The sequence below is a fragment of the Bdellovibrio bacteriovorus str. Tiberius genome, assembly GCF_000317895.1.
GTDB lineage: Bacteria > Bdellovibrionota > Bdellovibrionia > Bdellovibrionales > Bdellovibrionaceae > Bdellovibrio > Bdellovibrio bacteriovorus_F.
The window spans coordinates 3,520,731-3,544,949 of sequence record NC_019567.1; the positions used below are offsets into that span (position 1 = coordinate 3,520,731).

A 24,219-nucleotide genomic window follows, 5' to 3' on the forward strand; every position below is an offset into this window, starting at 1 on the left:
GGCATTACACCCCCGCCACAAGATTTAGCGGAACACTGGACACCGCGACCTAGGTCACGACATCTTCTGCAGAAGAACTTCGAACTCCGTACCACGTCCGTCTTTCACCGGACTGCGCACAGAAACTTTTCCGTCATGCGCTTCGACGACCGCTTTTACAAACGTCAATCCCAAGCCCATGCCGTATTCAGAGCGGCTCTTGTCGCTGCGATAAAGCTTCTGCCAGATCATGCCGTGTTCATCCGCCGAAATACCCGGCCCGGAATCCGTCACCCGTATAATGACGTTTTCAGTTTGATTGATGGTTTCAATCGTCACTTCACCACCCGGAGGTGTGTACTTGTGCGCATTATCCAGAAGGTTCGCGACAACACGACTGATCAGTTTCGCATCGACCATGGCCCAGTCATGACTGTCGAGCTTCTGAATAACTTTGATGTCTTTTTCTTCGAAGGCCATTTCGTACAGGCTCATGATCTCTTTTACCAGATCACTGATGAATTTCTTTTCGATCTTCAGCTTCTTACTGCGGTTTTCAGCCTCGGTGATATCCGTCAGCACCTGCAGAAAGTTCAGGATCTTGTCCGAGTTTTCAAAACAGCTCTGCAAAGCCTCGCGATAGGATTCAACATCCCCTTCACTGGTCAGCGCCAGTTCCGCTCGCCCGCGCAAACGGGTCACCGGAGTGCGAATATCGTGAGCCAGGTGATCAAAGGCCTCTTTCAGGCCATTCACCAGATTTTCGATCTTATCGAGCATCTTATTGAACAGAACCTTCAATTCTTCCAGCTCGTCATCACTGCCCCCGATCGGAACACGTGTGGACAGGGAACCGCCTTCAATCTTTTTCATCGAAGTGATCAGCTCACGCACCGGGCTGAGCGTTCGGTTGGACAGGAACAAGCCCCCCAGGAAACCAATCAAGGCCACCGGAAGAAGCAACCACCAGAAGATCTTTTGCAGGTTGCGCAACTGCAGACTCAGGCTTTCGGTGCTTTTCCCCACCACCAGACGGCTGCCATCTTTCAGGGTTGTGCCCAGAATGATAATCGTGTCGCCCCCGTGCATTTCACGCATGGCAAATTCAAAGATCTGACCGCGATGGCGGTTCATTTCTTCTTTAAGCATTTCCATGTTCAATTTGAAGCTGGGGAAGGGCTCGTGATGGAAGGTCACTTCCCCTTTGGGGCTGAAAACACTGACCAGCAACGCAGCGTCGCGGTCATAGTTGGGAATGTACAGGAAGTAGTCATTAAATTCCCCCAGACCCCGCACTTCGATGCGGTTGCGGTATTCTTCCAGCTTGGAAGACAGCACGCCACGCTCCTGCTCTTGCAGGCCGTGACTGATCTGAAAATAAAGGAAGCTAAAGATGACTGTGGAACTTAGAATCAGCACCAGAGAATACGCAAGCGTCAGCTTGGTGCTGATTCGGAAGAGGGTCGGTTTAAGACGACTTGAGAACATATCCTACGCCTCTAACCGTGTAGATAAGGCGTGTAGGGAAATCTTTTTCCAGTTTGTTTCTGAGTCGGCATACAAGTACGTCCACCACGTTCGTTTGAGGGTCAAAATCATAGTTCCAGACTTCCTTAAGGATTGTCTGCTTACCAATGATTTTATTTGGATTACTCATGAACAGGTCAAGAAGAACAAATTCTCTTTCCTGAAGGTCGAGTTTTCTGCCGGCACGAACCACATCACGGTTCAGACGGTTCAGTTTCAGGTCCTGGAAAATCAGTTGAGTCACTTCGGATGCTTTTTGAGAACGCTTCAAAAGGTTCTTCACACGGATCTGAAGTTCGGCCATTGCGAAAGGTTTGGTCAGGTAGTCATCGCCACCCATGCTTAGACCCTTCAGGCGGTCATCCAATTCACGCAAAGCGCTGAGGATCAGAATCGGTGTGTTGATTTCTTTTTCGCGCAAAGACTTTGCGAAAGTGTAACCATCCATTTCAGGCAGCATCAAATCCAAAACAATAATATCGTAATGATTGGTTTGTGCTTTTTCAAAGGCGCGGCGTCCGTTGGATTCAACATCGACCTCACCTTCAAGTTCGCCCAGGCCTTGTTTCACTATTGTTGCGATCTCGTTATCGTCTTCGACTACTAAGCATCTCATCGAGAGTCACCTTTGTTACTGGTTCGTAAAATCTATATGCAATTTATAGCAGATTTGTTTCTAAACAAAAGTAGCAAATTTCACATTGGTGCCCTTAATAGCCTATATTACATAGATTTAATCGGGTTTAGTCCTGGGATTGCAAAGATGAAACCATTTCCCCTCTGAAACGGGGTTGCCAAACGAAAAAAAACAGGCTCCTGGTCAGGGAGCCTGTCGACATGGTCATGGTAGATTTAGACTAGCGGGAATTAACGTTTCAACTGAATAACTTCGTTCAGAAGTTCATCCGTCGTCGTGATGGTTTTGGCATTGGCCTGGAAACCACGCTGATTCTGGATCATGTTTACGAACTCTGTAGCCAGATCCACTGTGGATCTTTCCAAGGATTTCGCGAACAATTTACCGCGGCCCGCAGCGCCTGGAGCACCTACGGAAGCAGTACCGGAGTCTCTGGATTCTTTCAAACGGTTGTTACCAACTTTGAACAGAGCTTCCGGGTTTTCGAACTTAGCCAAAGCGATCTGGGCAAGGTCATTGGCCTGACCGTTGGAATAAACCGCTGTCAATGTACCTTCGTCATTGAAGGACAAGCCAGTGATTGTACCCGCAGCCGCGCCATCCTGGTGCCAGGAGATCAGGTCCGAGTTTTTACCGTACTGTTTAGTACCGTCCAAACCTTTACCGCCGTCCTTGATCGCATCACCGAAGTTCAGCTTCACTTGCTGGTCCTGCAAAGCACCGCCTTTGAAGTTGAAGTTCGTGGAAGTTGTTTCCTGGGAATCAAGTTTACCGTCAACAGTAAACATCAGTTTACCAGCAGCAACTTCAGACATTTTGCCTTCTTCGCCACCAGAAATCTCTTTACCGTCAACCAAACCTTTGAATTCCCATTCACGGTCGTTAACTTTGTTGAAGAAGAAGCTGACAAGGTGTTTGTTACCCTGAGAGTCATACATCTCAACGCCTGTAGAGTAGTGAGAAGTGGAGTATGGATCAGCAACATCGAATTTCTTCGTTGGCTCCATACGGGAGTCAAGGTTCAGATCCAGTTTCAATTCTTTGGTTGCTTTCGCAGGGATCAGAGCGCGCGGGAATTTGATATCCGTCATTTTGTTAACGATATTGCCCTTCTCGTCTGTAGAGAAGCCCTGAACTTTTTGATTGTCGTTGGTTACCAGGTAACCTTCACGGTCAAAGTGGAAGGAACCGTCACGAGTGAAGGATTCACCGTCAGAACCTTTAACTTTGAAGTAACCGTCACCGGAGATAGCAAGGTCCGTCACTTTTTCAGTGGCGTCGATGTTACCCTGGGAAAGGATTGGATTTACGGCACCGATCTTCACACCGCGACCAATTTGGTTACCACCAACAATACCTTTTAGATTTTTGGAGATGATGTCCTGGAACTCTGCACGGCTTGCCTTGAAACCGATAGTGTTCGCATTGGCGATATTGTCCCCGATAACACCCAGAGCCTCGCCCTGTGCTGTCATACCGGATACACCAGTGTACAATGAAGAAAGAATACCCATGTGACCTCCATGTCGTTGGCAGAATTAGTCGAATTCCGCCGTTTTGGAGGGCCTCCTCTACGAGGACCAGCCCTAATATTAAATTGTGCAATCCATTGCTATCTGTCACTTCAGGACAGCTTCACAATTTATCCGCCGTAGCTCATTCATGAGCGAAGGAGGATTCCGCGCTTATAACACCACTGTTGAATCGATGTTGGTGAACACGTTCTCTTTGAGCGCATTCTTGTCCATCACCGTGACAACCGTGTTGTTCTTCACGCTGACAATCAGTGCCGAGTCATTCATCAAAATCAATGAATCCTTGGAACCTTTTGCCGCCGCTCTCGAAACCGCGTCTGAAAGTTTTGAGATGTCCTCTGGAGAATAATTGATTCCCCGGGTTCTCATACGCTCAATCGCATGATTCGAAAACTTAACCCCTTCCGCGCCCTTCACCGGGCCTGCAGGATTCATCTGTCCCAGGTTCTGAGGCTTCAAGCCTCCGAGCTGATCCAGCGTGTCCTTGAAGGAAGGTCCCGTACCATCCAGCTGAGGTTGTTTAACCTTGGCCGGCTGCTGCGGGATGAGTTGATCTAGAGTCTGTATCTTTTTTAAATCGACCATTACTTCGCTGTCTCCTTAGCGATCTTTTCCATCATGTCGCGGGACAAGCCCACATTGTTCATGATGTTAGATTTTGCTACAGGAGCAGGATTCATGGAAGAGTTTTGTAACTCTGCATTCCCCTCTTTCATAGTTTGTCCTTTAGCATCATCTTTCTTCAAGTCTAGGTTTGTTACATCATTTACTTTCTGGTCGGTGGTCATAAGACGTGGGTCTGTAATCTTCTTCACGTCAGAGAAACGAATCGCCTGATTTCCCACGTGAAGCACAGGGCCTTCATTGGAATAGCTCACACCAGTGATCATTCCGTCGAAGTCTGTTTTGATTCCCATCTTCTTGCCGTCAGCAGTTTTTGCTTCTGCGATGAATTGATATTCACCAGGCAAAGCTTTCATTGCTTTTTCGTCTTCACCATTCCAGGTCAGTTTGTTTTCGCCCGCTTTCAGTGATTTCAGATTGTACGTGCGCACGACATTCCCTTCGGCATCACGAACTTTCACCGACACTTCGCTTGCAGCCATTGGCAGAGTGAATTTGAAATCATGCTCTCTGTCATTCGTGCCGCGCACCACTTTGGAAGAATCACCTGCGACTGCTTTACCGATCAGATTCAGTGCCTGGAAGTTTTCCGAAGGCTTCTGACCGTTCTTCATTTCATCAAGTGACTTGTTCATGTTCTGCATCTGCTCCAGAGAGGAGAAGCTTGCCAACTGTGCCGCCATCTCATGGCTCTTCAGTGGATTCGTCGGATCCTGATTTTTCATCTGTGTCAGCATCAGCTTGAAGAAGGCATCCTTGTCCAAGCTTGGGTTGCCGACAGCACGGGTTTTCTTGGAGGGATCTGTCCAGTTGGCATCGACAATTTTATTCAGAACTTCGCCGACGTTTTCACCGCCCAGCTTTTCTCTGTCTGCCACGCTCATGTTGGACGCTCCGGCCGTCTCAGGTTTTGTCTGAGTCGCTCCGAATGCATTCACTCCCAATTTCGCGTTAACCATCGTCATGCATAACTCCTTTATGCTACCAGGTTCAGTCCACTGCCACGGCCTTCAACTTTGCGGGACACGCTTTGTGTCTCGATCGGCTGAAGTGGATCACGGCGACCGCCATAACCTTTCAGTGAAGGCATGTCTGCGAAAGATTCCTTGCGGCCCTGGGAACCGAAGTTCTCGTTGAACTGGTTCCAGAACTGGCGCGTCTGGTCTCTTTGCTGATTGCCGTTCATGTTGGTCTGGTTTTGCATAGCCGTATCCGCGGATGTCGAGTTAACCACATCCACCTTTACATTCTCCATGGACAATTTGTGAGCAGCAAGACTGGTTTTCAGTTCAGCTAGACTGGACTCGATGGCTTTTTTGGCCTCCTGAGTATCTGCTGACATCTGCATGTTCACTTTACCGTCCTGAAGCATGACTTTCAGGTGAATGGTTCCCATACCCTCCGGGGTCATCTGAACCTTCATTTCGCCGCCGCCGCGTTTGATCAGGTATTGAGCCTGATTCATCAGCTGCTTCACGGCTGCTTCATTTTCCCTGGCATCAACCGGTGCCTGTGGAGCCGTCCCTGCCAGTGGCAAAGCCGCATCCATTTTCAGGGACTCGCCCTTGATTGGAGCGCCATGAACACCCTGAAGACCCTCGAGACTGAATTTTTCACCCAGCTCCTTTGTCTCCACACCTTTGGTGAATTGGCCTGCCATGGAATCCTGGGATTGCTGTTGCATCAGGTTGCCACCCTGGGATTCATTGCGCATGAATTCCTGGGAAAGCTTGGACTGCACTTCCAGCGGATTCAAAGCCTGAGCTGTCGGGATCTTCGGAGCCTCTGGCGTTTTTACCGCCTGAGTGAATTCCGCCATCAGATCCGCGCCCTGTTCAGAGGCTTGAGCTTCCGCCACGACGCCAGTTCCCTGAGCGGCCTGTGCTTCAGTCGCTTTCTTTGCCGCCAAGGCCGCCAGCAACGCCGGCGACATGGTGTCCTTCATCTGACCCTGCAGATGCGGTGGAAGTTCAGGAAGCTTTGCCGCCGGCTGCTGAGGCATTTCCGGAAGTGGCATGTCCATCGGGATTTCCTGTTTCGGAATATCCGCAAAAGACGCCTCATCCAAATCCATGTTCTGCATGGCTGCGGCATCAAGCTGTCCCAGCGCTGCTGAAGGCAATGGTTTTGCCTGCGCGTCTGTCCAGAATTTTTGATTTAAACGGTCGACGGTATTACCCAGCATGTTCTGCTTTGCCTGCGCCTGTTCAGCGCGCAGCTGCACACCGGCCTGAGTCACCACGCCAGCACCCACAGCAAATTCCGGAGCCTTCGCCGGCGCAGGAGTCTGCTGTAACTGCAGCAACAAGCCCGCATACATCGCCTGCGCTTTGTCTGCGTCCTCATCACTGAGTCCCAATTGAGAGATCACGGCTTGTGCCGTCTCTTCCGGGGATTGTACTAGTTGGGTGTCGTCCAGCTGGGACATCGCCTCCACGAGTCGCGTGGGGGATATTTCGAATTCACTCTCGAAGGAGTCCATGAATTCTTTTATTTTTTGCTGTCGAACCGTTCCCTTTCGTTCTGTTTTCCCATCGTTTTGGCTGACCTCGGGTTCCTTCCCCTTTCTCGCTTCGGTCTTTTCAGGCTTTTCATTCTTCGCCTTCATGTCCCGTTGCGGTGGCTCTTTCGTTTCTTTCGGGTCTTTCGAGGTTATTTTCTCCTCGAGAGCTTTGCCGAAGGATGAGCCGGATCCGGTTCCCTTGAAGTCTTTCTCCACCCCTCTGTCAGGTGGTGACTTCATCTCGGTCGCACCCACCATGGGGGGTACGATACTTTGTAACAAACCTTCCTCCTTCCCTGGAAAAAACTGTCGTTACTGTCTTATTTCGCGCTCGCTGGAGCACGACGCTTGTAGCCCGCAAACATTTCAGACAAAATCTGAGCTTTTTCAGGCTTCAACAAATTCATAATATCAGCAGCATTCTTCTTTTTCATACGACCAAGTATTTCAATTGCCAAATCCTCGTCCATCGTCTCAAAGACTTTGGCCGCCTGAGGTGGCTTCATATTGGTGTACATCTGTACCAAAGTATCGACTTTCTCGTCGTCCGCCTTGACCCGGTCTTCCAGAATGCCGGAGATCTTGCTGCGCATCTCTTCCAGCTCTTTCAGGCGTTTTTCAAGTTCCACCTTCTGGGTGGCAAGTTCGGTCTCCATGCGGTTCAGCTCTTCTTCACGCGCATCAAGCTCTTTGTTTCTTTCATTCAGTTTTTGCAGGTGATCAATTTCAGCTCCGCTCAGTGCCGCCGTCACCGGGGCTTCGGCTTTCGGCTCAGCTGGAGTTGGCTCTGCCGGAGCCGCTGACGGCTGGGCAATCGCTTCGCCGGTCATCTGAACTTCGACACGTTTGATGATGTTTTCAACCTCTTCGTGATTCTGGAATCCCCAGATGGCAATCATGAAACCCATGAAGGAAACGCCAATCATTTTCCACGGTACCGGGGCTTTTTTCTTTTTCTTGGGAGCAGACATTTTCATGCGGCGGCGGATCTGCTGTTCGACGTCCTCGGAAGCCAGATCCAGATGCAGTTTCGGAGACGCGTTTCTTTTTTGAAACTTCACTCCGTTGTTCTGGTCGGCAACCTGACGTGCATTTTTGAAGAACTGATCGTATCCGCTTTTCATCTGCCTATGATTCCTTCACAGCTTTAAACCGCAGGATGGACTGTTCATCCATTTCCTTCTGGTCATTGGAAAGACGCTCAGCCCGATATTCTTCGAACTTGTTTTCACGCATCTTCTCCATAATTTTATATTCCAGAGCGGCTTGTCGCAAAATTTCTCTCTTGGCCTCGACCAATTTCTCGAATTCCTGAACTTTTTGCATTTGTCTCTGGATGCGGATTTGCTGACCTTGAAGAAACTCGTGGATCTGGGAAAGAGCTGGACCTTGGGCCCCGCCCTGATTACTGAGCGCCCCCACCTGTGCATGGGCATTCTGAACCTGGCTGCCCATCTGATTCAGACGTTCCAGTTCCTCTTGATAAAGGTTCACGGCCTCTTGAAAGTCCTTTTGCGCCAGATTCTCTTTGATTTTGCGGTGCTCAAGAACCTTTTGAAGTGGAAATTTGAATTTCATGATCCACCTCTATTAGGCGTTGATAAGAATCTGTTGCATTTGACGGACAGTCTGCGTGAAGTTGGTCGGGTCCTCGACTCTCTGTTTAAGGAAGTCGTTCACCTGATCAATCACCTTCACGGCCCGGTCGATCTTGGGATTGGATCCCGGCTTGTAGGCTCCGATGTTGATCAAATCCTCGGCGTCTTTATAGACCGCCAGGGTTTCACGCAGCTTTTGCGCCAGTTTGGAGTGCTCCGGCGAAGACACCGCCCGCATCACCCGGCTGGCACTTTGCATGATATCGATCGCCGGGAAATGACCCTTCTGCGCCAACGAACGGCTTAGAACGATGTGCCCGTCCACGATGGAACGCACGGAATCCCCGATCGGATCATTCATGTCATCCCCTTCCACCAGCGTCGTATAGAAGCCGGTGATACTGCCTTCGCCCTCAAAGGACCCGGCCCGCTCAAGGAGCTTAGGCAGGGTGGCAAAGACGCTCGGGGTGTAACCCTTCTGGGATGGCGGTTCACCGGTGCTCAGACCGATTTCCCTTTGAGCCATCGCAAAACGAGTCACCGAATCCATCATCAATAAGACATTCTTCCCCTGAGAGGAGAAGTATTCAGCCAGAGCCGTCGCCACATAAGCACCACGCATACGCAGCAGCGGGCTTTGGTCACTGGTCACACAGACAACAACCGATCTTTTCATCCCTTCCGGGCCCAGATCGTGCTCGATAAATTCGCGCACCTCACGACCACGTTCACCGATCATGGCGATCACGTTGACGTCGGCATTCGTATTCCGGGCCATCATGCCCAGCAATACGGATTTACCCACACCGGAACCCGCCATAATAGCGACACGCTGACCCAGTCCTGCGGTTAATGCGCCATTGATAGCACGAATCCCCAGGTCAATAGGCTCACGAATCGGACGACGATCCAGAGGGTTACGGACTTCACTGTACAAAGGAACTTCACGGAAATTTTCGACTTCGCCCAAGGCATCCAAAGGACGACCCAGGCCATCCACCACGCGGCCCAAAAGCTCTTCACCTGCGCGCACGGTGGCGATCTGACGGGCCAGGACGATTTTCGATCCCAGGGCCACGCCTCTCATGTCGTTTAATGCCATCATCAGAACATGCTTGTCCTTGAACCCCACCACTTCCGCCAGGAAGGATTTTTCCATCCCGCTGGGATTGATGGACACGATACTGCCAACGCTTGCGCCCGGCAGATATCCTTTGATAAGCATCCCGTTCACTTCCGTGACTTTACCGCTGTCCTTCGTCAAGTGGACAGACTGGATCACGTCAGAATACTTATCCAGGTTCATTTCAAGTTCGCTCATTAACCGGCAATCCTGTCTTTAACTTTGGGCATGTTTTCAGAAAGAACAGACCACAACTGCTCCACACGCTGCTCAATGCGCGCATCGACTTCACCATAATTGGTTTCAACGATGCAGCCGCCGTCAGCCACTTCGGCGTTGGGTTCAAATTTGATTTTTTTGATGAATTCAAATTCACGGCCGGTCTCGGATTTCAGTTCTTCCAGGAAGTCGAACTGAGTCTGGGACACATGAACGGTGATTTCTTCCTCGTCCTGAGCCAAACCAACCGCGTCGCGCAGGATTCCCACCATCGCGTCGTTGTTGCTGTTTAGTTCGGTTTTCGCCAGACGGGAGGCCATCTGGAACATCAGTTTCAGCAGATGGGCTTCGTTGAATCCGGACATTTCTTTTTTAAGTTCTTTGATGGTCAGCAACAGGGTGTCCAAACCGGCCATACGCTCGGCGATATCCGCAGACACCTGTTCGAAGGCCTCTTTACGGCCCTCTTCCAAACCCAGGCGATAGGCTTCCTGATAGGCGCCTTCCTGGATTTCTTTCAGCTTTTCCAAAGCGGCCACTTCGACTTTTTCCTCGTCGTTGCCTTTTTCCACCTGATCAATACCCGTCTGCACACGCACGGCATCGTTCATGCGGAAATCAGAGCCTTTGCTCTTTTCTGCCAGATAGTTCATGGCCTGCTCGGGAGTCCCCAGATCAAAACGCATGGGAACAAACTCGAGCACTGTTTTTTCAGCCACTTCCTTGGACAAAACGGACTTGGAGGCGCGATTAGACCATTGCATCTTCTGAACCACCTCTTGCGATCAGGATTTTTCCTTCGGCTTCCAGACGGCGTGCCACGTTCACAATCTCCTGCTGAGCCGACTCGACGTCGGACAGACGGGATGGACCCATGTTCGACAGATCCTCACGCAGCATCTCGGCCGCACGGGCAGAGATATTCTTGAAGACCTTCGTACGAATCTCTTCGCTGGAAGTTTTGAGTGCCAGCAGAAGTTTTTCGTTCGCCACTTCCTTGAGAAGGGACTGGATACCACGGTCGTCGATTTTCACGATATCGTCGAAGACGAACATCAGTTTGCGGATCTCTTCCGCCAGCAGAGGATCTTTTTCCTCCAGGCGTGACATGATCGCGGTTTCTGTGTTCTTGTCCATAACGTTGAGCATTTCCGCCACCGGGTGTACACCACCCAATGCCGCCTGCTCGACAGTCGCTGTATTGGACAGCTGGTTTTTCAATACACGGTCGATTTCAGCAATCAATTCAGGATCCACGTGCTCCAGATTCGCCATACGCAGAACCACTTCGGCCTGCAGGGCTTCCGGAAGACGCTTCAGAACCTCGCCCTTTTTCTCAGGCTCAAGATGCGCCAGGATCACGGCTACGGTCTGCGGGTGCTCATTCACCAGGAAGGTCGCCAAAGATTTTGCGTCGACCATTTCCAGGGATTCCAAAGAGCGGGATCCGCCAGTGGAAATATTCAAGCCCCCCAGGATACCCCGGGCTCTTTCTTCACCAAGGGCGTCCACGATGGTGTCCTTGGCAGAGATATTTTCAGAGAAAATATAGTCTTCAGTTTCAGAGATCATTTCGTAGTATTCTTCCAGCACACGTTTGGTCACGTGAACCGGCACTACGCGCAGCTTGCTCATTTGATTGATCAGCTTGCGGATATCAGAGTCGTCCATACGGCGAAGCAAAACCTTCACCGCATCCTTGCCAAGGTAATTGATCAGGATTGCGGCCTTGTCGAAGCCCTTGAGATTTTCATACTCAATATTATCTGACTTATGAAGTTTCATTAGCCATCCTTCCTAACCAGCCACATGCCAAAGGCGTTGGCTGCTTTTTCCTCGTCACGACTCATTGATGACAGGATACGATCTTTCAGCAATTCAGATTCGGCCTTCTCAGGATCAATGGATTCCTGAAGGACCGGCAACGCAGTGGACATGCCCGGAAGGGTGTTATCCACAGACTGCAGCTCTTCCAGCTCTTCAATTGTGCGAGGAAGCATTTCCTCAACAGAATCCTGGAAGCTGTCGGTGATCCACTGCATGAACGGGCGCACCACGATGAAGAAGAACAGCGCCAAGCTGAAGCCCAGCAATGCCCACTTGAACAACGCGTGGATCAGCTTTTTTCTTTCCAAAGTCGTCAGGATTTTCTCTGCTTCAGAGAAGTCTTCCGGCTGGAACTGGATATTTTCAATTTTTACGCTGTCACCACGAGCGGTGTTGAAACCGATCGCATTCTTAACCAGGTCCTCGTACTTGCGCAGCTCTTCAGCAGAGCGCGGTTTCCAGGTCGTTTCGGTTGTGCCGTCCGCTTTGGTTGTCGTCGTCATCATGCCGTCAACAACCACCGCCACACTCACGCGCTCCAGATTCCCTGCGGATTCACGGATATTGCGCACGGTTTTTGGCACGTCATAATTGGTTGTTTTGATTTCTTTTTTAACATCCTGACGGAAGCCCACTGTCCCCTGATCCTCTGCACCCGGCAGATTGGAACGGGAACCCGGCACACCCGCTGGATTGGTGCGGGAGCCGTCCAAAGATTCCTCTTCGGACTGCTGGGAACGAATCGCTGTTTTGTCAGGATCCACGGATTCTTCCACAGAAGAAATCACACGGTGATTCAGGGTCGCATCGACTTTCGCCACAACTTTGGCGTGACCAACAACCTTTGTCAGGATGTCTTCAATGCGGTCTTCCAGGTCACCTTCGATTTTCGCTTTCAGATCCAGCAATTCATTGGAACCGCCGGTTGTGCCGTCCGCCACGCGGGTCAGCACTTTACCACGCTCATCCAGGACTGTGACCTTGTCAGCATCCATGCCTTCAACCGAGTTCGCCACCAAATAGCGAACACCGCGAACTTGTTCCGGAGTCAGCTCTTTACCCTGGTGCAATTCCACCACGACGGATGCTGACGCCTGACCACCCTCTTCCAGGAAGGTTTTTTTGTTTGGCAATGCCAGAATAACTTTGGATTGTTTCACTGCTGTCAGCGTGTTGATCGCACGCATCAGCTCACCCTGAAGGGCACGCTGATAGTTGATCTTCTGAGCATAGGAATTCATACCGAAATCCTGCTTGTCAAAGATCTCAAGACCGATAGAACCCATTTTCGGGGAACCGATCTCGGACATCAATGTCATCTGAGTTGAGTGCAGCAGTTCTTTTGGGATGGCGACTGTCTTACCGCCATCACGCAGCTGGAACGGCACATTCTTTTCGTTCAGCTTTCCAACAATTGTGGAAACCTGTTCAGTCGGAATGTTTGTGAACAACGGCACATAGTCTTTCCCTGAAGCCATAAACAGCATCGTGAAAAGTGCCACCGCCGCAATTACAGTAACCGCAATTACTGAAAGTCTTTTGGTCGGACCCAGGTTTTTGAAGAACTCGCGAAACTGGACAACCAATCCACCAAAAATCTTATTCAAGGAAACCCCTCCAGCCTAAGAAAACTAAACCTGCATCTTCATAACTTCTTGGTACGCATCAATAATCTTGTTGCGCACTTGCACCATCACCTTCAGGGCGATGTCTGCTTTTTCCGCGGCGATCATCACATCTGCCACGTTGTCCGTTTTGCCAGTCGCGAGATTCTGCATGGCTTTATCTGAAGCCTTTTGCATTTCATTCACGCTGCCTACGGCGTCTTTCAGGGTGTCGGCGAAGCTCTTGCCCGTACCGGATGTCGAACTCGTTGAAGGGGTGTTCTCGATGCTTAGTGACTTGGAATCACGGACGATTCCATTATCGAGAAACCTGTTTGCATTTGATACAGTAAAACCCTCCATGGCTTCACCTTCTCCTCTGATAAAATTGTATTAAACTTGCGTAAAAAAGTCCCTAATTTTTGCCGGGGTCTAGGAAGGAATTACCTGCCTATTTCCAGCGCGGAAAGCGCCATATCCTTCGATGCCTGAACCGCTGTCACGTTGGCCTCGTAGGAACGCGACGCCTGTATCATATTGGTCATTTCTTCCATCAAATTGATGTTCGGATAAGCCACGTATCCGTCTGCATTTGCATCAGGATGGTCCGGTTCATACTTGAGCAACGGCGCCTTGCGATCCGAAACCACATCTGTAACCTGGACCCGCTGGAAGCTTCCTGCCGGATCCGTCGAAGTAATGATCTCGCCAAAGTTCTTGGCATCGGGCATCGCCTCGAAAACCACGTCCTTACGGCGATACGGACCACCCTCGGGGGTCTGGGTGGTATTAATGTTGGCGATATTGCTGGCAATGGTATTCATGCGCATTCTTTGCGCCGCCATACCACTGCTGCTGATTCTCATCCCCGTCAAAAAATCAGCCATCTATTACCGCCCTTCGGTCGCGGCATATTTCAGTGCCGCCATTTTCTTGTTGATCAGTTGCAAAGCCGCTTTGTACATGATCGCGTTCTCTGACAACGCCGACATTTCTTTTTCCACATCGACGGTGTTTCCGTCGTTGTTCACAGCCCCTTCCGGATCATCGTAAATATCCGGGCGTGTTTTATTGACCGAGATTCCGCCCACCGCGAAGTGTTCGGGATTGCTTGTGCTCAAAGAATTTGCGCCGTCCAGATCCAGGGCTCTTTGCAAAGCACCTTCGAAATCCATTTTCTTGGCGTGGTAACCCGGAGTCTCGGCATTGGCGATATTCGAGGATGTCACATTGTGACGGAGCTGCCTCATGCTTAGTGAGGTCGCCAGCGCGTTGGTTGTTTTATCGAAGATATTACTCATAAAACACCTGCTTCCTTGTATTCATTAAGTTTGTTTCTCAATGTACGAATACTGATTCCAAGCATTTGCGCCGCACGGGTGCGGTTCTGGGCGGTCAGCTCCAGGGTCTGAATAATTAGACGCTTCTCGACCTCAGAAAGGGACATGCCCGGGGCAAAATCCAGATCCATATCCTCGACCACAGCCTCAAACTGAATGGATTCAGGCCCGATCAGTGAAGATTTTGCAAGAACCACGGCTCTTTCCAGCACATTTTCAAGTTCACGGATGTTGCCCGGCCAGTTCCACGTGTTCAGGCGGTCGAAACCTTCCGCCGTCAAACGCAAGCCAGACTTGCCATGCATGATCTGGGATACTTCCAGAATAAAGTTCACAATGTTCTGGAAATCCTGACGACGGTCTTCCAGACGCGGCAGCTCCAGATGAACTACCGCCAGCTTATAAAACAAATCCTGACGGAATTGTTCCTGCTTCACCAAAGCGCGCAAATCACGACGGGAGGTGGAAATAAAGCGAGGACGAGTCCCATCGGTTCTTTCCACCAGCTTCATCAGGTCATTTTGCAATGCCACGGAAGCGCAATCCAGATCTTCAATCAGTAAAGTGCCGCCATCCACGCGGGAGAAATCAAAACCACCGGCATTTTTGCAATCCAGGCAGTACAGGCGTGCTGAACGGCTTTTTGTGTAAATGTAACGAGCCAGACTTGTTTTACCCACACCGGCTTCACCCACCAGAAGCAAACTTGCCTGCGTTGAAGCCAGCTGCAAACTGAGCTGTTTCACTTCGTGCATTCTTCTATCTTCGATGTGTAGAGCATCAAAATCAAAGTACGACATCCAAACTCCTATTGGCCTTGCTCGTTCTCAGACATAGCTGGAATTCTTTTGATATATTTCTTGTAACCGTCACGCCATTCTGAATTCTTCAACTGCTCCTGAGCCAGATTCTTCCAGAACCCGCTCTTGTCACCTTTGAAGTCATTCCAGACCTCGGCCGCTTTCTGGATCTCACCTGCTTTGAAGTAGATCTGACCCAGTTTGTAACGGATGGAGGAAAGCGGACGATTGTCTTCGTACTTTTCCAGCAGCTTTTCATAGGAACCTGTCGCCAGATCCTGCTGCTTTTTATTCAGATAGATATCGCCCATCATTTCCAGCGCCTTGGCGTGGATCACCGGGGAAATCTTGCCGGAATCACTTTGCAATTTGTCGATCATTTCCAAAGACTGGATGGCCTCATCCGGCTTGCTTTGTTTCACCTGAAGTTCGGCAAGTTTCAGATAAGGTTCCGCCACCAGCTGTGGCTGACCTTTCCAGGTGCGCAGCAATTCGCCCAGATAACGAACCGCGGAATCATTGTCCCCGCGTTTTTCCAGCAGACGAACCGCGATGTTCACGCGTTCGATCTGGGATTGTTCGTCCATTTTTTCCGGCGTTTTGATGTTTTTCAGATAGTCATACGCCTGATTGTATTTTTGCTCTTGAGTGAACACATTGGAAAGACGCAGGTTCAGCTCGTCCTCGGAAGGAATCTGCTCTTTCACCTGGATTTCTTTGGCTTCCGCTGTGCCACGAATTGCATAAATACGGTTCAAAACGTCTTTGTAGTATCTTTCCGCTTCAACCGGAACCCCGGCCATTTCAAACGCACGACCGACATTGTATTTGGTATCCAGACGTTTGGAATTTTTCAGCCAGTTGTCAGCATATTGACTGTGGGTTTTCAAAGCCTTGATGAAGTTGCCTTCATTGACTTCGGATTCCAGCTTGTCATTGATGTTGGAAATAATACGGTTGGTCAGCAATGGAACGTCCACAGAAGTGGGATGTTCTTTATAGTATTTGGAAAGCAGGTCCACCGCTTTTTGGTGTTCACCACGGTGAGTGTAACCATCCGCCACCATCACAGTTGCAAACTGCTCGATATTCGGAAGATCAATCTTTTTAGCCAAAGACATGATTTCTTCAACTGCGTGATTTACTTCTTTCGGTTTCATGCCCTTCATGCGCGCACTCAACAGACGCAAACGTGCAATCACCGCATTCGGAGTTTCACCATAACGGAAGTAAGTTTCAAGGTAAGCCCCCATCACGCGGGACTTGTCAGCACCGAAGATTTCAAGCAATTCACCCATACGAGTCATCGCAAATGCCGAATGGTTGCTGCTTGGGAATTTCTTCACGAATTCACGATAGGTGTCCAGACTTTGCGGGTACTTGTTCATCATGAACAAAGATTCCGCCTGATTGAAGAACGCATTCGGGTAAGAGCCCTGCCCTTCCGGATATTTCTTCAAAGCTTTCTGATATTCATCAACGGCTTTTGCATAGTTCTTGCCGCGAACCCAGACATCACCACGACGGTAAGCCGCTTCCACTTTCAGATCGCGATTGGTCGCTTCTTTTTCAACCTGATCAAACTGGGCAATCGCATCCGTCCATTTGTTCAGCTTCATGAAAGCCAAACCCATGCCCAAACGCGCCAGATCCTTTGATACAGATTCTTTTCCGGAGAAATTTTTATTGTCGATGTGTTCCTGGAACTGGCGCAGGGAATTCAACGCATCGCCTTTTTCCAAAGCCAGGAAGCCCGTCTTAACTGACGTTCTTTCCGCCAGAGCAGAACGCGGATACTTTGCGACGGCTTCCTTATATTTCTGCATCGCCTCGTCATAATCTTTCATGCGGCCTTCTTCCTGCCACAGAGCCAGGTGAACATCGGCGGTCATGAAATCAATGACTTCGTTGTATTCAGATTTTGGATATTTGTCTTTGAACCAGGCTTGAGTTTTCAGATAAACGCCATAGCGCTGCTTTTCAAAAAGCGTCAAAAGCAAACGAGCCTGTTTGTTTTCTTCCGTGGACTGCGGGGAAATCTGATAGATCGCCGGAGTGATCTTCATTTTCTCCCAGTAACTAACTGGAGTTTCCAGCATCGGGAATGGGATATAATAGTTATCCTTGGCGCGAATCATCGCCTCTTCTTTGATCTCATAGTCTTTAACAGAGAAGCGGGAATATTCCGGGTCACCACCGTCGAAGATACCGGATTTCACAGAATCATTAGCGACAAAACCCACACCCTGATCCGCAATCGCCAAAGTATCAGCTGCTGGCTTGCGGTTCTTATCAGTTTTAGCTTTCGCTACAGGTTTCACGTCTTTAGCAGGCAGCTCGGTCGGAATCTGTGTGTCTTTCTTAGCAACCGCTTTGCTGTCTTTTTTCGGTTTCGCCGATGGATTCAAATAGAAATCCATGATCAGGCGAGAAGGCTGATCCGTCAGGTAATCAAATGTCTCGATGTCTTCACCAGAAAGGGTGAACTGAATCACGTTCTTGCCATCCGGACCCTTGCGATCCACGGCAACAGCTGTCACGAAATCACTTTTAAAGGAGGAAAGAGAACCAATCGTGGATTCATCCAACGCAGGCACGGTCATTTCAACGACAACCTGACCTTTTTTATCAAGGCGTTTGACGTCGTAATCCCAATTTTGCTGACCCGACAGTTCCATGTGAACAGTGTCGCCCTGAAAATTAATGATTCCATTGACCTTCGCCGCTTGCGCTGAAGCTAGACCAAAGAACAGGCATCCTGCCACGATCAAATTGCGTAAAGTGTTCACTCCTTGAACCCCTTCTCTTCCCTTCGTTCTGCTATTGCACATACGGTGCCACCTCTTTCAAAGGTCCATTGGCAAATAATTTCCAGATGGGCAAAAAGTTTCATAGAATTTCCAACACCCCCGCCAAAACGCTGACGGCTGACGACCCGGCCCTTGGCAGGGGCTTAGGCAATCCAGCCGCTTCAAACAGTCCTCGCGGACGCCGTCCCGTTGGGACGTGCTGCTGCGGAACTCGCGTCTGGCTTGCCTAAGCCCCTGCCAAGCGCCTGGTGTGCCGGCAAATTTTGGCGGTATCTGGGGTGCACGCTTTGCGTGTTCCCTGAACTTTTTCTACGCGCTAACGAGAGCTCTCGGTAGGGCGCTAGAAGCAGTGGGGGAATTCGGATTTTGAAAGGTGATACGGCTTGGTCTAGGGGGAGTGGGGAGAGCGGTGGTGGCCCAGCCCCAAGTTCCGCAGCAGCAGGTCCCGCAGGGATCGCGTCCGCGAGGATGTGTTCGAAGGGGATGGGGCGCCACCGCTCTCCCCACTCCCCCTAGACCGAGGCACTGTTTCGCCGTACAGACTCTGGATTTTTCCTCAATTTATTCCGATGGATGGGTGCTATGAAGAACATCTTTGTTGTTTGCATCTTGAGTGCTTTGGTTGTTAGTTGTGTGTCGGTGAATTTGCCGGGGCGGAAATCTGTGCCTGCCAAGGGTGTCGAGTTTTCTTCGCCTGCCGCGCCTTTTAAATCTATTGATGCTGCCAATTCCGACAAAGCCTGGTTGAGTTCATCCACCGGAAATACAATTTCCTTTGTTTCTGATTGTGGTGGGTCGGATCCTTCGCTTCAGCAAATGGAAACAGAGTCTTTGGCGGCGCTTTCTAATTTGGATGTTAAATCTGATACTTTGATGTTCAACGGTCGCGAGGCTCGTCAATCCGTGGCTGCGGGCACGGTGGATGGCATTCCGGTGCAGCTTTCTCTTTTGGTGTTTAAGAAAAATAACTGCAACTATACTTTGAGTTACGGTGGCGTTCAGAAGCAGTTTGCGGCTGAACAAAAGCACTTTGAAGACTTTAAGGCTCAGTTTAAGGCTCCGTGATGAATAACCTCGCCCTGCCCTTCACAGTCTTTATGATGGAAGTCCTTCACTTTATTGGTGGAGTGGGGCTGCTGAGTCGTGACGTCTTCCGTGAAACCTTTCGCGGAAAAATCTATTACAAACTTATCTCTGAACAAATCTATCAGATTGGCATGCGTTCCTTGCCCTTGATCGTGATCACCGCCGTCAGTATCGGCATGGTGATGTCCCTGCAGTTTGGTATGGGCCTGGAAAAGTTCGGTGGTAAACTTTATGTGCCGAAACTGCTGGCGGTGACCATCCTGCGTGAAATGGGGCCGGTGTTCACAAGTCTGATGCTGGCAGCGCGTGTGGGTGCGGGTATTGCCAGCGAGATCGGCAGTATGGTCGTCACCCAGCAGATTGACGCGATTCGTGCCCTGGGCACATCCCCGATCAAAAAAATCGTTATCCCCCGTGTTCTGGCCTGCCTGATCACCCTGCCGATTCTGGTGTCTATCGCCAACATTGTCGGAAATCTTGGGGGCTTGATCATCGGTGCGACCGAATTGAATCTGGATCCCAATTTCTATTACCTGAAAGTGATGACGACTTCCAACATCCAGGACTATCTGTCAGGATTTGCGAAGACCTTCTTCTTTGCCATCTTCATTGCGATTCCGTCCTGCTATTTTGGTCTGAATGTGAAAGCCGGAACTAAAGAGGTCGGCATTGCCACCACCAAAGCAGTCGTGGTGTCCTCGATCCTGATCGTGGTTGGTGACTTCTTCCTTTCGAAACTGTTCTGGATTGTGGAGAAAATGATATGAGTGACAGCAAACAAGGCTTCATCGAAGTCGTTGATTTCCACAAATCCTTCGGCAACAAGAAAGTTCACCAGGGCGTGAACTTTTACGTGCGTAAAGGCGAGTGCCTGGGCCTGATCGGCGGCTCCGGAACCGGAAAGAGCGTTCTGTTGCGCAGTCTGGTGGGACTTGAAAAGCCCGACAGCGGCAAAATCCTGATCGACGGTGTGGATATCACCCCGATGAAAGAAAATGCCCTGATCGAAATCCGCAAGAAAGTGGCCTATGCCTTTCAGGGCGGCGCTTTGTTTGATTCGATGTCAGTGTACGAAAACCTGGCTTATCCTTTGCGCGAACATTTCAACTTCAGCGAAGCCGAAATTTCCCGTCAGATCACCGAAACCCTGCAGGAGTTTGGCCTGCCGGGTTCTGAAAACCTGCTGCCCGGAAATCTTTCCGGCGGTATGCAAAAACGTGTGGGCCTGGCCCGTGCGATGATGATGCACCCGGAAGTCGTTTTGTACGATGAACCGACCGCAGGCCTTGATCCCTACAACACCAAACGCATCCAGGAATCCATCTTAAGCCTGAAGGCCAAGGGTGTGACCTCGATTCTGGTGACCCATGATATGCCGACGGTCTATGCCGTCTGCGACAAGGTTGCCCTGCTGCTGAATGGAAAAATCGGCGAGCAGTATACAATTGAAAAACTTAAACAGGAACCCGCTGGGGTTATGAGCCAGTTCATCAACGGAGAAAGTGCTTAATGGAATCTCACTTCGGCACCCAAATCAAAGTCGGAATCTTTTTGACCATCGGGATCTTCCTGATTCTGGCCACCATCTTTATGCTCGGCGCGGACAAGGCTTTATTCACAAGCTATGTGCGTGTGCATGCTCACTTTGATCAGGTTCAGGGATTGGCTGTAGGCAGCGTTGTTTCCCTGTCCGGTGTGACCGTGGGTAACGTGGAAACCATCACCTTCCTGCCAGAGAAAAACTCTTTGGACGTAAAGATGAAAATCAACGAGGACTACATCGACCGCATCCGTCAGGGTTCTCAAGTTGAAATCCGCACTCAAGGGGCCTTGGGCGACAAGTTTGTCTTTATCATCCCGGGCGACCCGCGCGCCGAAAGCCTGAAAGAAGGCGACATCATGGAAGTCGCAAAACCCACAGACTTTTTGGGAATCGTTTCGGAACGTGGCAACGAAACCAACCGAATCTTTGATATCATCAACGAGCTTTACAAAATCACGCACGCAATGAACGTGGAAAACCGCATGGGTAAAATCATGGCGAATCTTGAAACCGCCAGCACGAATTTTTCCCAGACCAGCAAAGACAGTCAGAAATTCGTGGCACAGATGAATTCCCACGGTGGCGGCGAAAAACTGGGTAAATCCATCGAGAAGCTGGATTCCATCCTGTCCAAGATCGACCGCGGCGAAGGCAGTCTGGGCGCGCTGATCAATGATCCCTCTATTCACAATCGTCTTAAAAACATGCTGGGTGGCTCAAACCGCAAGAACCACGTCGAGTCCCTGCTTCGCACTTCCATCGAAAAAGAAACCAAAGACTAGCCCTTTCAGCTAGTCCACTTCAACGACTAGCTTTCTGCTGGTCTTTTCGGTTTAGTACCGTTTTAATTCTGCAAGCTTCCTCCACTTGGTCCAGAAATCCTGGAAACCCGAGTGGAGAATCGTTTCAATGATCTTTAACTTTAGATTCATGGAAAATTCAAAACTACTCGAAGCTTTTTCAATTGGTGTCACTTTACTTCTTATTCTTGCCGGAACGGCGCAAGCCTCTGAGCACCGCCTGAAACTTCCCATGGAAGGTTTGGGTGAAAATCGCCTCAGTTCCGAAGTCATTTACACGGACAACGAAGACACCACCGGTGACGTCCGCGAAATGAAGGTCAGCTGGTCTGAAAAGATCCCGGCCACTGCCGCCACTTTGCAGGTGTCCAGCCTGATGCAGACCGAGGCCTTGGGTGCCGCGGCCCAAATTTCGTGGTCTTTTTAGGGCACTATCCAACTTTTTGACAGCCGAAAACCCCTTGGGATGCAGATGAGCTGAGTTGCATTTTTGCAAGCCAAACCCGGCATGAGAAAGTTGATCGTATTATCACTCATAATGACCGCCTGCCAGGGCCAGATCTCAAAAGACGCTCTGGATAACTCCAACTTTGACGGCATTGTCGGCGGGACTGACGTTGCCGTGACCGAAGCCACGGCAAAGCAAGCTTTGAATTTCCGCGTGCTGTATGACCCGCAAACAACCGAGGACGAGCGCGGCACCACCACCCGCTACAAGGTTTCTCAGTGCACTGCCAGTGCCATTTCTCCGCGTCTGATCCTGACGGCGGGCCACTGTATTTCCAAACGGGAAGATGCTTTACACCGCATTGAGGTGAAAAACGAAGATGGCGAGGCGACTTATTTCAAAGCCTCCAAATTCATCGTTCACCCTGAATACGAAAATGGAAACAAAAAATACGATCTGGCGCTGGTGCTGCTTGAAACCGCCCTGCCTGAAAACATCGAAATCATGAAACTGCCCGCCAAAGACGTGGATCTGGGACTGAACAGCATCAAAGCCGCCGGCTTTGGTCGTATGGACGGGCGTCCGTCCTTCCCGGGCAACGTCGGCATTCTTAGAACCGCTGATCTGAACATCGCCAAATACAGTCCGACAGAGCCGGCCTTCATCGTCGATCAATCCCAGGGCAAAGGCTTCTGCCAAGGGGATTCGGGCGGCCCTGCGATCACTACCATCGGCAACGACACGATGGTGGTCGGTGTGGCTTCAAAAACGTTCTTTGATGACAAACTGCCAAAGGAAGAATGGAACTTGTGCATCTTGCAGGGCGAGTACATGAACGTTCAGTTCCACATGGACTGGATCGACACGAACTCCAAGATCCTTTCACAAGAGTAATCCGCAGCGTGAGTGGCATGAGAATTTCAGGTTTTAGTTAGTAAGTTTTAAAAGAAACTTTTAAATACAATCTAAATGCTTTAGAAGGAAATGCTGTGAATATTCGGGCGTTACTTGTAACATTTTGCGGAATTTTAGGCTCAATTTGCGCCTATGGTTCGCTTATGGGAACAAGCACGCTGCCTGAAGGGATCAACAGTCCTTCCCTGCGCTTCGGGATGATCGACGGCATCAGTCAGAAATACACCGAAAGCGGCAGCCTGATGAATCTTGGCGACTACAAGTCCGTGGTCTTTGACGCCAAATCCCTGGCAAAATTCAATTCTGACGCCAAACGCCTGATCGATGCCTTAAACCGCTTTGGCGGACACAACCTGGGTGATGCTTTCAATCTGGGCGTCCTGCGCGTGGACACCATGCCGAAGGTTCAATACTATGCCCCGGTCTTTGCCCGTGGTATCACCAAGAACTGGACAATCGGATTCGGTGTACCGGTGGTGTCTTACACCAACAAAATTTCCCTTTCTCAGGAATTTTCCAACATTGAATACTATCGTCAGCAGTTCTCTGGGCTTAATCCGGAACTGGATGCCGCGCTGAACACCGACCTGAGCAAAGCCACCAATGAAACCCTGACAGCCAAAGGGTACAAGCCCCTTGCCAATCGCGATGAAAGCTTCATCGGTGATGTGAATGTCGTTAGCATCTATAAATTCTATGAAAAGGGCGACATCACCATGGCCCACCAGGCCCAGTTGAATCTGCCGACCGGTCCTAAATACGATACGGATGATCTTGCCGCGCTGAATGTTTTCGGGCGCACGAATATCACGAACTCTTTCGTTTATTCCCACAAGATCTTTGCCGGTGCTTATCTGGTGCCTTACGTGTCTTATCTGATGAACATACCGGATAATATCACGGCCCGTGTTCCCACCGATGCAGACGACACCCTGCCCGACGCCAACACCAAAGAAGATGTGACCCGCACCCTGGGTAACATCGCCACCGTCGGCGGAAATGCCTTCTATGAATTCAGCGACAGCTGGACTCTGGGTGCTGGTTATGATTATTCCACCAAAGAAAAAGACATTTATCGCGGGGATCGCGACACCCGCTATGACCTGCTGGCCTTGAATTCTGCCTCGACCGCTCACCGCGTGAAAGCCGAACTGACTTACAGCACGGTAAATTCTTACTTTAAAAAAACCGCTTTGATTCCCATGATGATCAGCTATCAGATCTCTGACGTTTTTGCGGGCGTGAACATCGAACGCCAACTGGCGCAGGAAATGAATCTGATGATGTTCTTCTAGAAAGGA

24 protein-coding genes are annotated in these 24,219 nt (G+C 50.1%); 7 read left to right on the forward strand and 17 right to left on the reverse strand.

Annotated features, from left to right (window positions below; translation table 11 throughout):
* Positions 1–54 precede the first annotated feature (54 nt).
* The 17 genes from BDT_RS16615 to BDT_RS16695 all read right to left on the reverse strand — a co-directional run bounded on the left by BDT_RS16615 (position 55) and on the right by BDT_RS16695 (position 18,105).
* Complete coding sequence (locus BDT_RS16615; protein WP_080602439.1) at positions 55–1,467, reverse strand: HAMP domain-containing sensor histidine kinase; 1,413 nt, start codon at positions 1,465–1,467, stop codon at positions 55–57.
* Entirely contained in the window at positions 1,448–2,122 is a 675-nt protein-coding gene (locus tag BDT_RS16620) for a response regulator transcription factor (RefSeq protein ID WP_041577985.1), read from the reverse strand. Before BDT_RS16620 ends, BDT_RS16615 begins: the two co-directional genes overlap by 20 nt.
* A gap of 251 nt (positions 2,123–2,373) precedes the next feature.
* Positions 2,374–3,657 carry a flagellar hook protein FlgE gene (locus BDT_RS16625; RefSeq protein ID WP_015092398.1) on the reverse strand — a complete coding sequence of 428 codons (1,284 nt, stop codon included), beginning with the start codon at positions 3,655–3,657 and terminating at the stop codon, positions 2,374–2,376.
* Positions 3,658–3,828: 171 nt separating this feature from the next.
* On the reverse strand, positions 3,829–4,263 hold the full coding sequence (locus BDT_RS16630) for a TIGR02530 family flagellar biosynthesis protein (protein ID WP_011165732.1): 435 nt from the start codon (positions 4,261–4,263) through the stop codon (positions 3,829–3,831).
* Entirely contained in the window at positions 4,263–5,267 is a 1,005-nt protein-coding gene (locus BDT_RS16635; RefSeq protein WP_015092399.1) for a flagellar hook assembly protein FlgD, read from the reverse strand. Before BDT_RS16635 ends, BDT_RS16630 begins: the two co-directional genes overlap by 1 nt.
* Positions 5,268–5,278: 11 nt before the next feature.
* Positions 5,279–6,784 carry a flagellar hook-length control protein FliK gene (locus BDT_RS16640; RefSeq protein WP_235046173.1) on the reverse strand — a complete coding sequence of 502 codons (1,506 nt, stop codon included), beginning with the start codon at positions 6,782–6,784 and terminating at the stop codon, positions 5,279–5,281.
* A gap of 341 nt (positions 6,785–7,125) precedes the next feature.
* Positions 7,126–7,929, reverse strand: coding sequence for a magnesium transporter MgtE N-terminal domain-containing protein (locus BDT_RS16645; protein WP_015092401.1), 804 nt, complete (start codon positions 7,927–7,929; stop codon positions 7,126–7,128).
* A 4-nt stretch (positions 7,930–7,933) separates the two neighbouring features.
* A complete protein-coding gene (fliJ, locus tag BDT_RS16650; protein WP_015092402.1) occupies positions 7,934–8,383 on the reverse strand; it encodes a flagellar export protein FliJ in 450 nt (149 codons plus the stop codon).
* Positions 8,384–8,395: 12 nt separating this feature from the next.
* The gene (locus BDT_RS16655; protein ID WP_015092403.1) at positions 8,396–9,724 is read right to left on the reverse strand and encodes a FliI/YscN family ATPase; all 1,329 of its coding nucleotides are present in this window, start codon (positions 9,722–9,724) and stop codon (positions 8,396–8,398) included.
* Positions 9,724–10,509, reverse strand: a complete 786-nt coding sequence (locus tag BDT_RS16660; protein ID WP_011165738.1) for a FliH/SctL family protein — start codon at positions 10,507–10,509, stop codon at positions 9,724–9,726. Before BDT_RS16660 ends, BDT_RS16655 begins: the two co-directional genes overlap by 1 nt.
* The gene (fliG, locus tag BDT_RS16665) at positions 10,496–11,530 is read right to left on the reverse strand and encodes a flagellar motor switch protein FliG (RefSeq protein ID WP_015092404.1); all 1,035 of its coding nucleotides are present in this window, start codon (positions 11,528–11,530) and stop codon (positions 10,496–10,498) included. The genes BDT_RS16660 and fliG overlap by 14 nt, the downstream gene beginning before the upstream one ends.
* Positions 11,530–13,179 carry a flagellar basal-body MS-ring/collar protein FliF gene (fliF, locus tag BDT_RS16670; RefSeq protein WP_015092405.1) on the reverse strand — a complete coding sequence of 550 codons (1,650 nt, stop codon included), beginning with the start codon at positions 13,177–13,179 and terminating at the stop codon, positions 11,530–11,532. The genes fliG and fliF overlap by 1 nt, the downstream gene beginning before the upstream one ends.
* A 24-nt stretch (positions 13,180–13,203) precedes the next feature.
* Positions 13,204–13,539 (reverse strand): flagellar hook-basal body complex protein FliE, encoded by a 336-nt coding sequence (gene fliE, locus BDT_RS16675; protein ID WP_011165741.1) that lies wholly within the window; start codon positions 13,537–13,539, stop codon positions 13,204–13,206.
* A gap of 80 nt (positions 13,540–13,619) precedes the next feature.
* Entirely contained in the window at positions 13,620–14,063 is a 444-nt protein-coding gene (gene flgC, locus BDT_RS16680) for a flagellar basal body rod protein FlgC (protein ID WP_015092407.1), read from the reverse strand.
* Positions 14,064–14,066: 3 nt separating this feature from the next.
* Complete coding sequence (gene flgB / locus BDT_RS16685) at positions 14,067–14,477, reverse strand: flagellar basal body rod protein FlgB (protein WP_041577986.1); 411 nt, start codon at positions 14,475–14,477, stop codon at positions 14,067–14,069.
* Complete coding sequence (locus BDT_RS16690) at positions 14,474–15,316, reverse strand: sigma 54-interacting transcriptional regulator (protein ID WP_041577987.1); 843 nt, start codon at positions 15,314–15,316, stop codon at positions 14,474–14,476. The genes flgB and BDT_RS16690 overlap by 4 nt, the downstream gene beginning before the upstream one ends.
* Positions 15,317–15,324: 8 nt before the next feature.
* A complete protein-coding gene (locus BDT_RS16695) occupies positions 15,325–18,105 on the reverse strand; it encodes a tetratricopeptide repeat protein (RefSeq protein WP_015092410.1) in 2,781 nt (926 codons plus the stop codon).
* A 603-nt stretch (positions 18,106–18,708) separates the two neighbouring features.
* Here BDT_RS16695 and BDT_RS16700 point away from each other — a divergent pair.
* The 7 genes from BDT_RS16700 to BDT_RS16730 all read left to right on the forward strand — a co-directional run bounded on the left by BDT_RS16700 (position 18,709) and on the right by BDT_RS16730 (position 24,213).
* Positions 18,709–19,191 (forward strand): hypothetical protein, encoded by a 483-nt coding sequence (locus BDT_RS16700; protein ID WP_235046174.1) that lies wholly within the window; start codon positions 18,709–18,711, stop codon positions 19,189–19,191.
* The gene (locus BDT_RS16705; RefSeq protein ID WP_041577988.1) at positions 19,191–19,979 is read left to right on the forward strand and encodes an MlaE family ABC transporter permease; all 789 of its coding nucleotides are present in this window, start codon (positions 19,191–19,193) and stop codon (positions 19,977–19,979) included. The genes BDT_RS16700 and BDT_RS16705 overlap by 1 nt, the downstream gene beginning before the upstream one ends.
* A complete protein-coding gene (locus BDT_RS16710; protein ID WP_015092413.1) occupies positions 19,976–20,722 on the forward strand; it encodes an ABC transporter ATP-binding protein in 747 nt (248 codons plus the stop codon). Before BDT_RS16705 ends, BDT_RS16710 begins: the two co-directional genes overlap by 4 nt.
* Complete coding sequence (locus BDT_RS16715; protein WP_015092414.1) at positions 20,722–21,537, forward strand: MlaD family protein; 816 nt, start codon at positions 20,722–20,724, stop codon at positions 21,535–21,537. The genes BDT_RS16710 and BDT_RS16715 overlap by 1 nt, the downstream gene beginning before the upstream one ends.
* 127 nt (positions 21,538–21,664) lie before the next feature.
* The gene (locus BDT_RS16720) at positions 21,665–21,982 is read left to right on the forward strand and encodes a hypothetical protein (RefSeq protein ID WP_015092415.1); all 318 of its coding nucleotides are present in this window, start codon (positions 21,665–21,667) and stop codon (positions 21,980–21,982) included.
* 81 nt (positions 21,983–22,063) lie between these two features.
* Positions 22,064–22,897, forward strand: coding sequence for a S1 family peptidase (locus BDT_RS16725; protein WP_235046175.1), 834 nt, complete (start codon positions 22,064–22,066; stop codon positions 22,895–22,897).
* 164 nt (positions 22,898–23,061) lie between these two features.
* On the forward strand, positions 23,062–24,213 hold the full coding sequence (locus tag BDT_RS16730) for a hypothetical protein (RefSeq protein ID WP_015092417.1): 1,152 nt from the start codon (positions 23,062–23,064) through the stop codon (positions 24,211–24,213).
* Positions 24,214–24,219 lie beyond the last annotated feature (6 nt).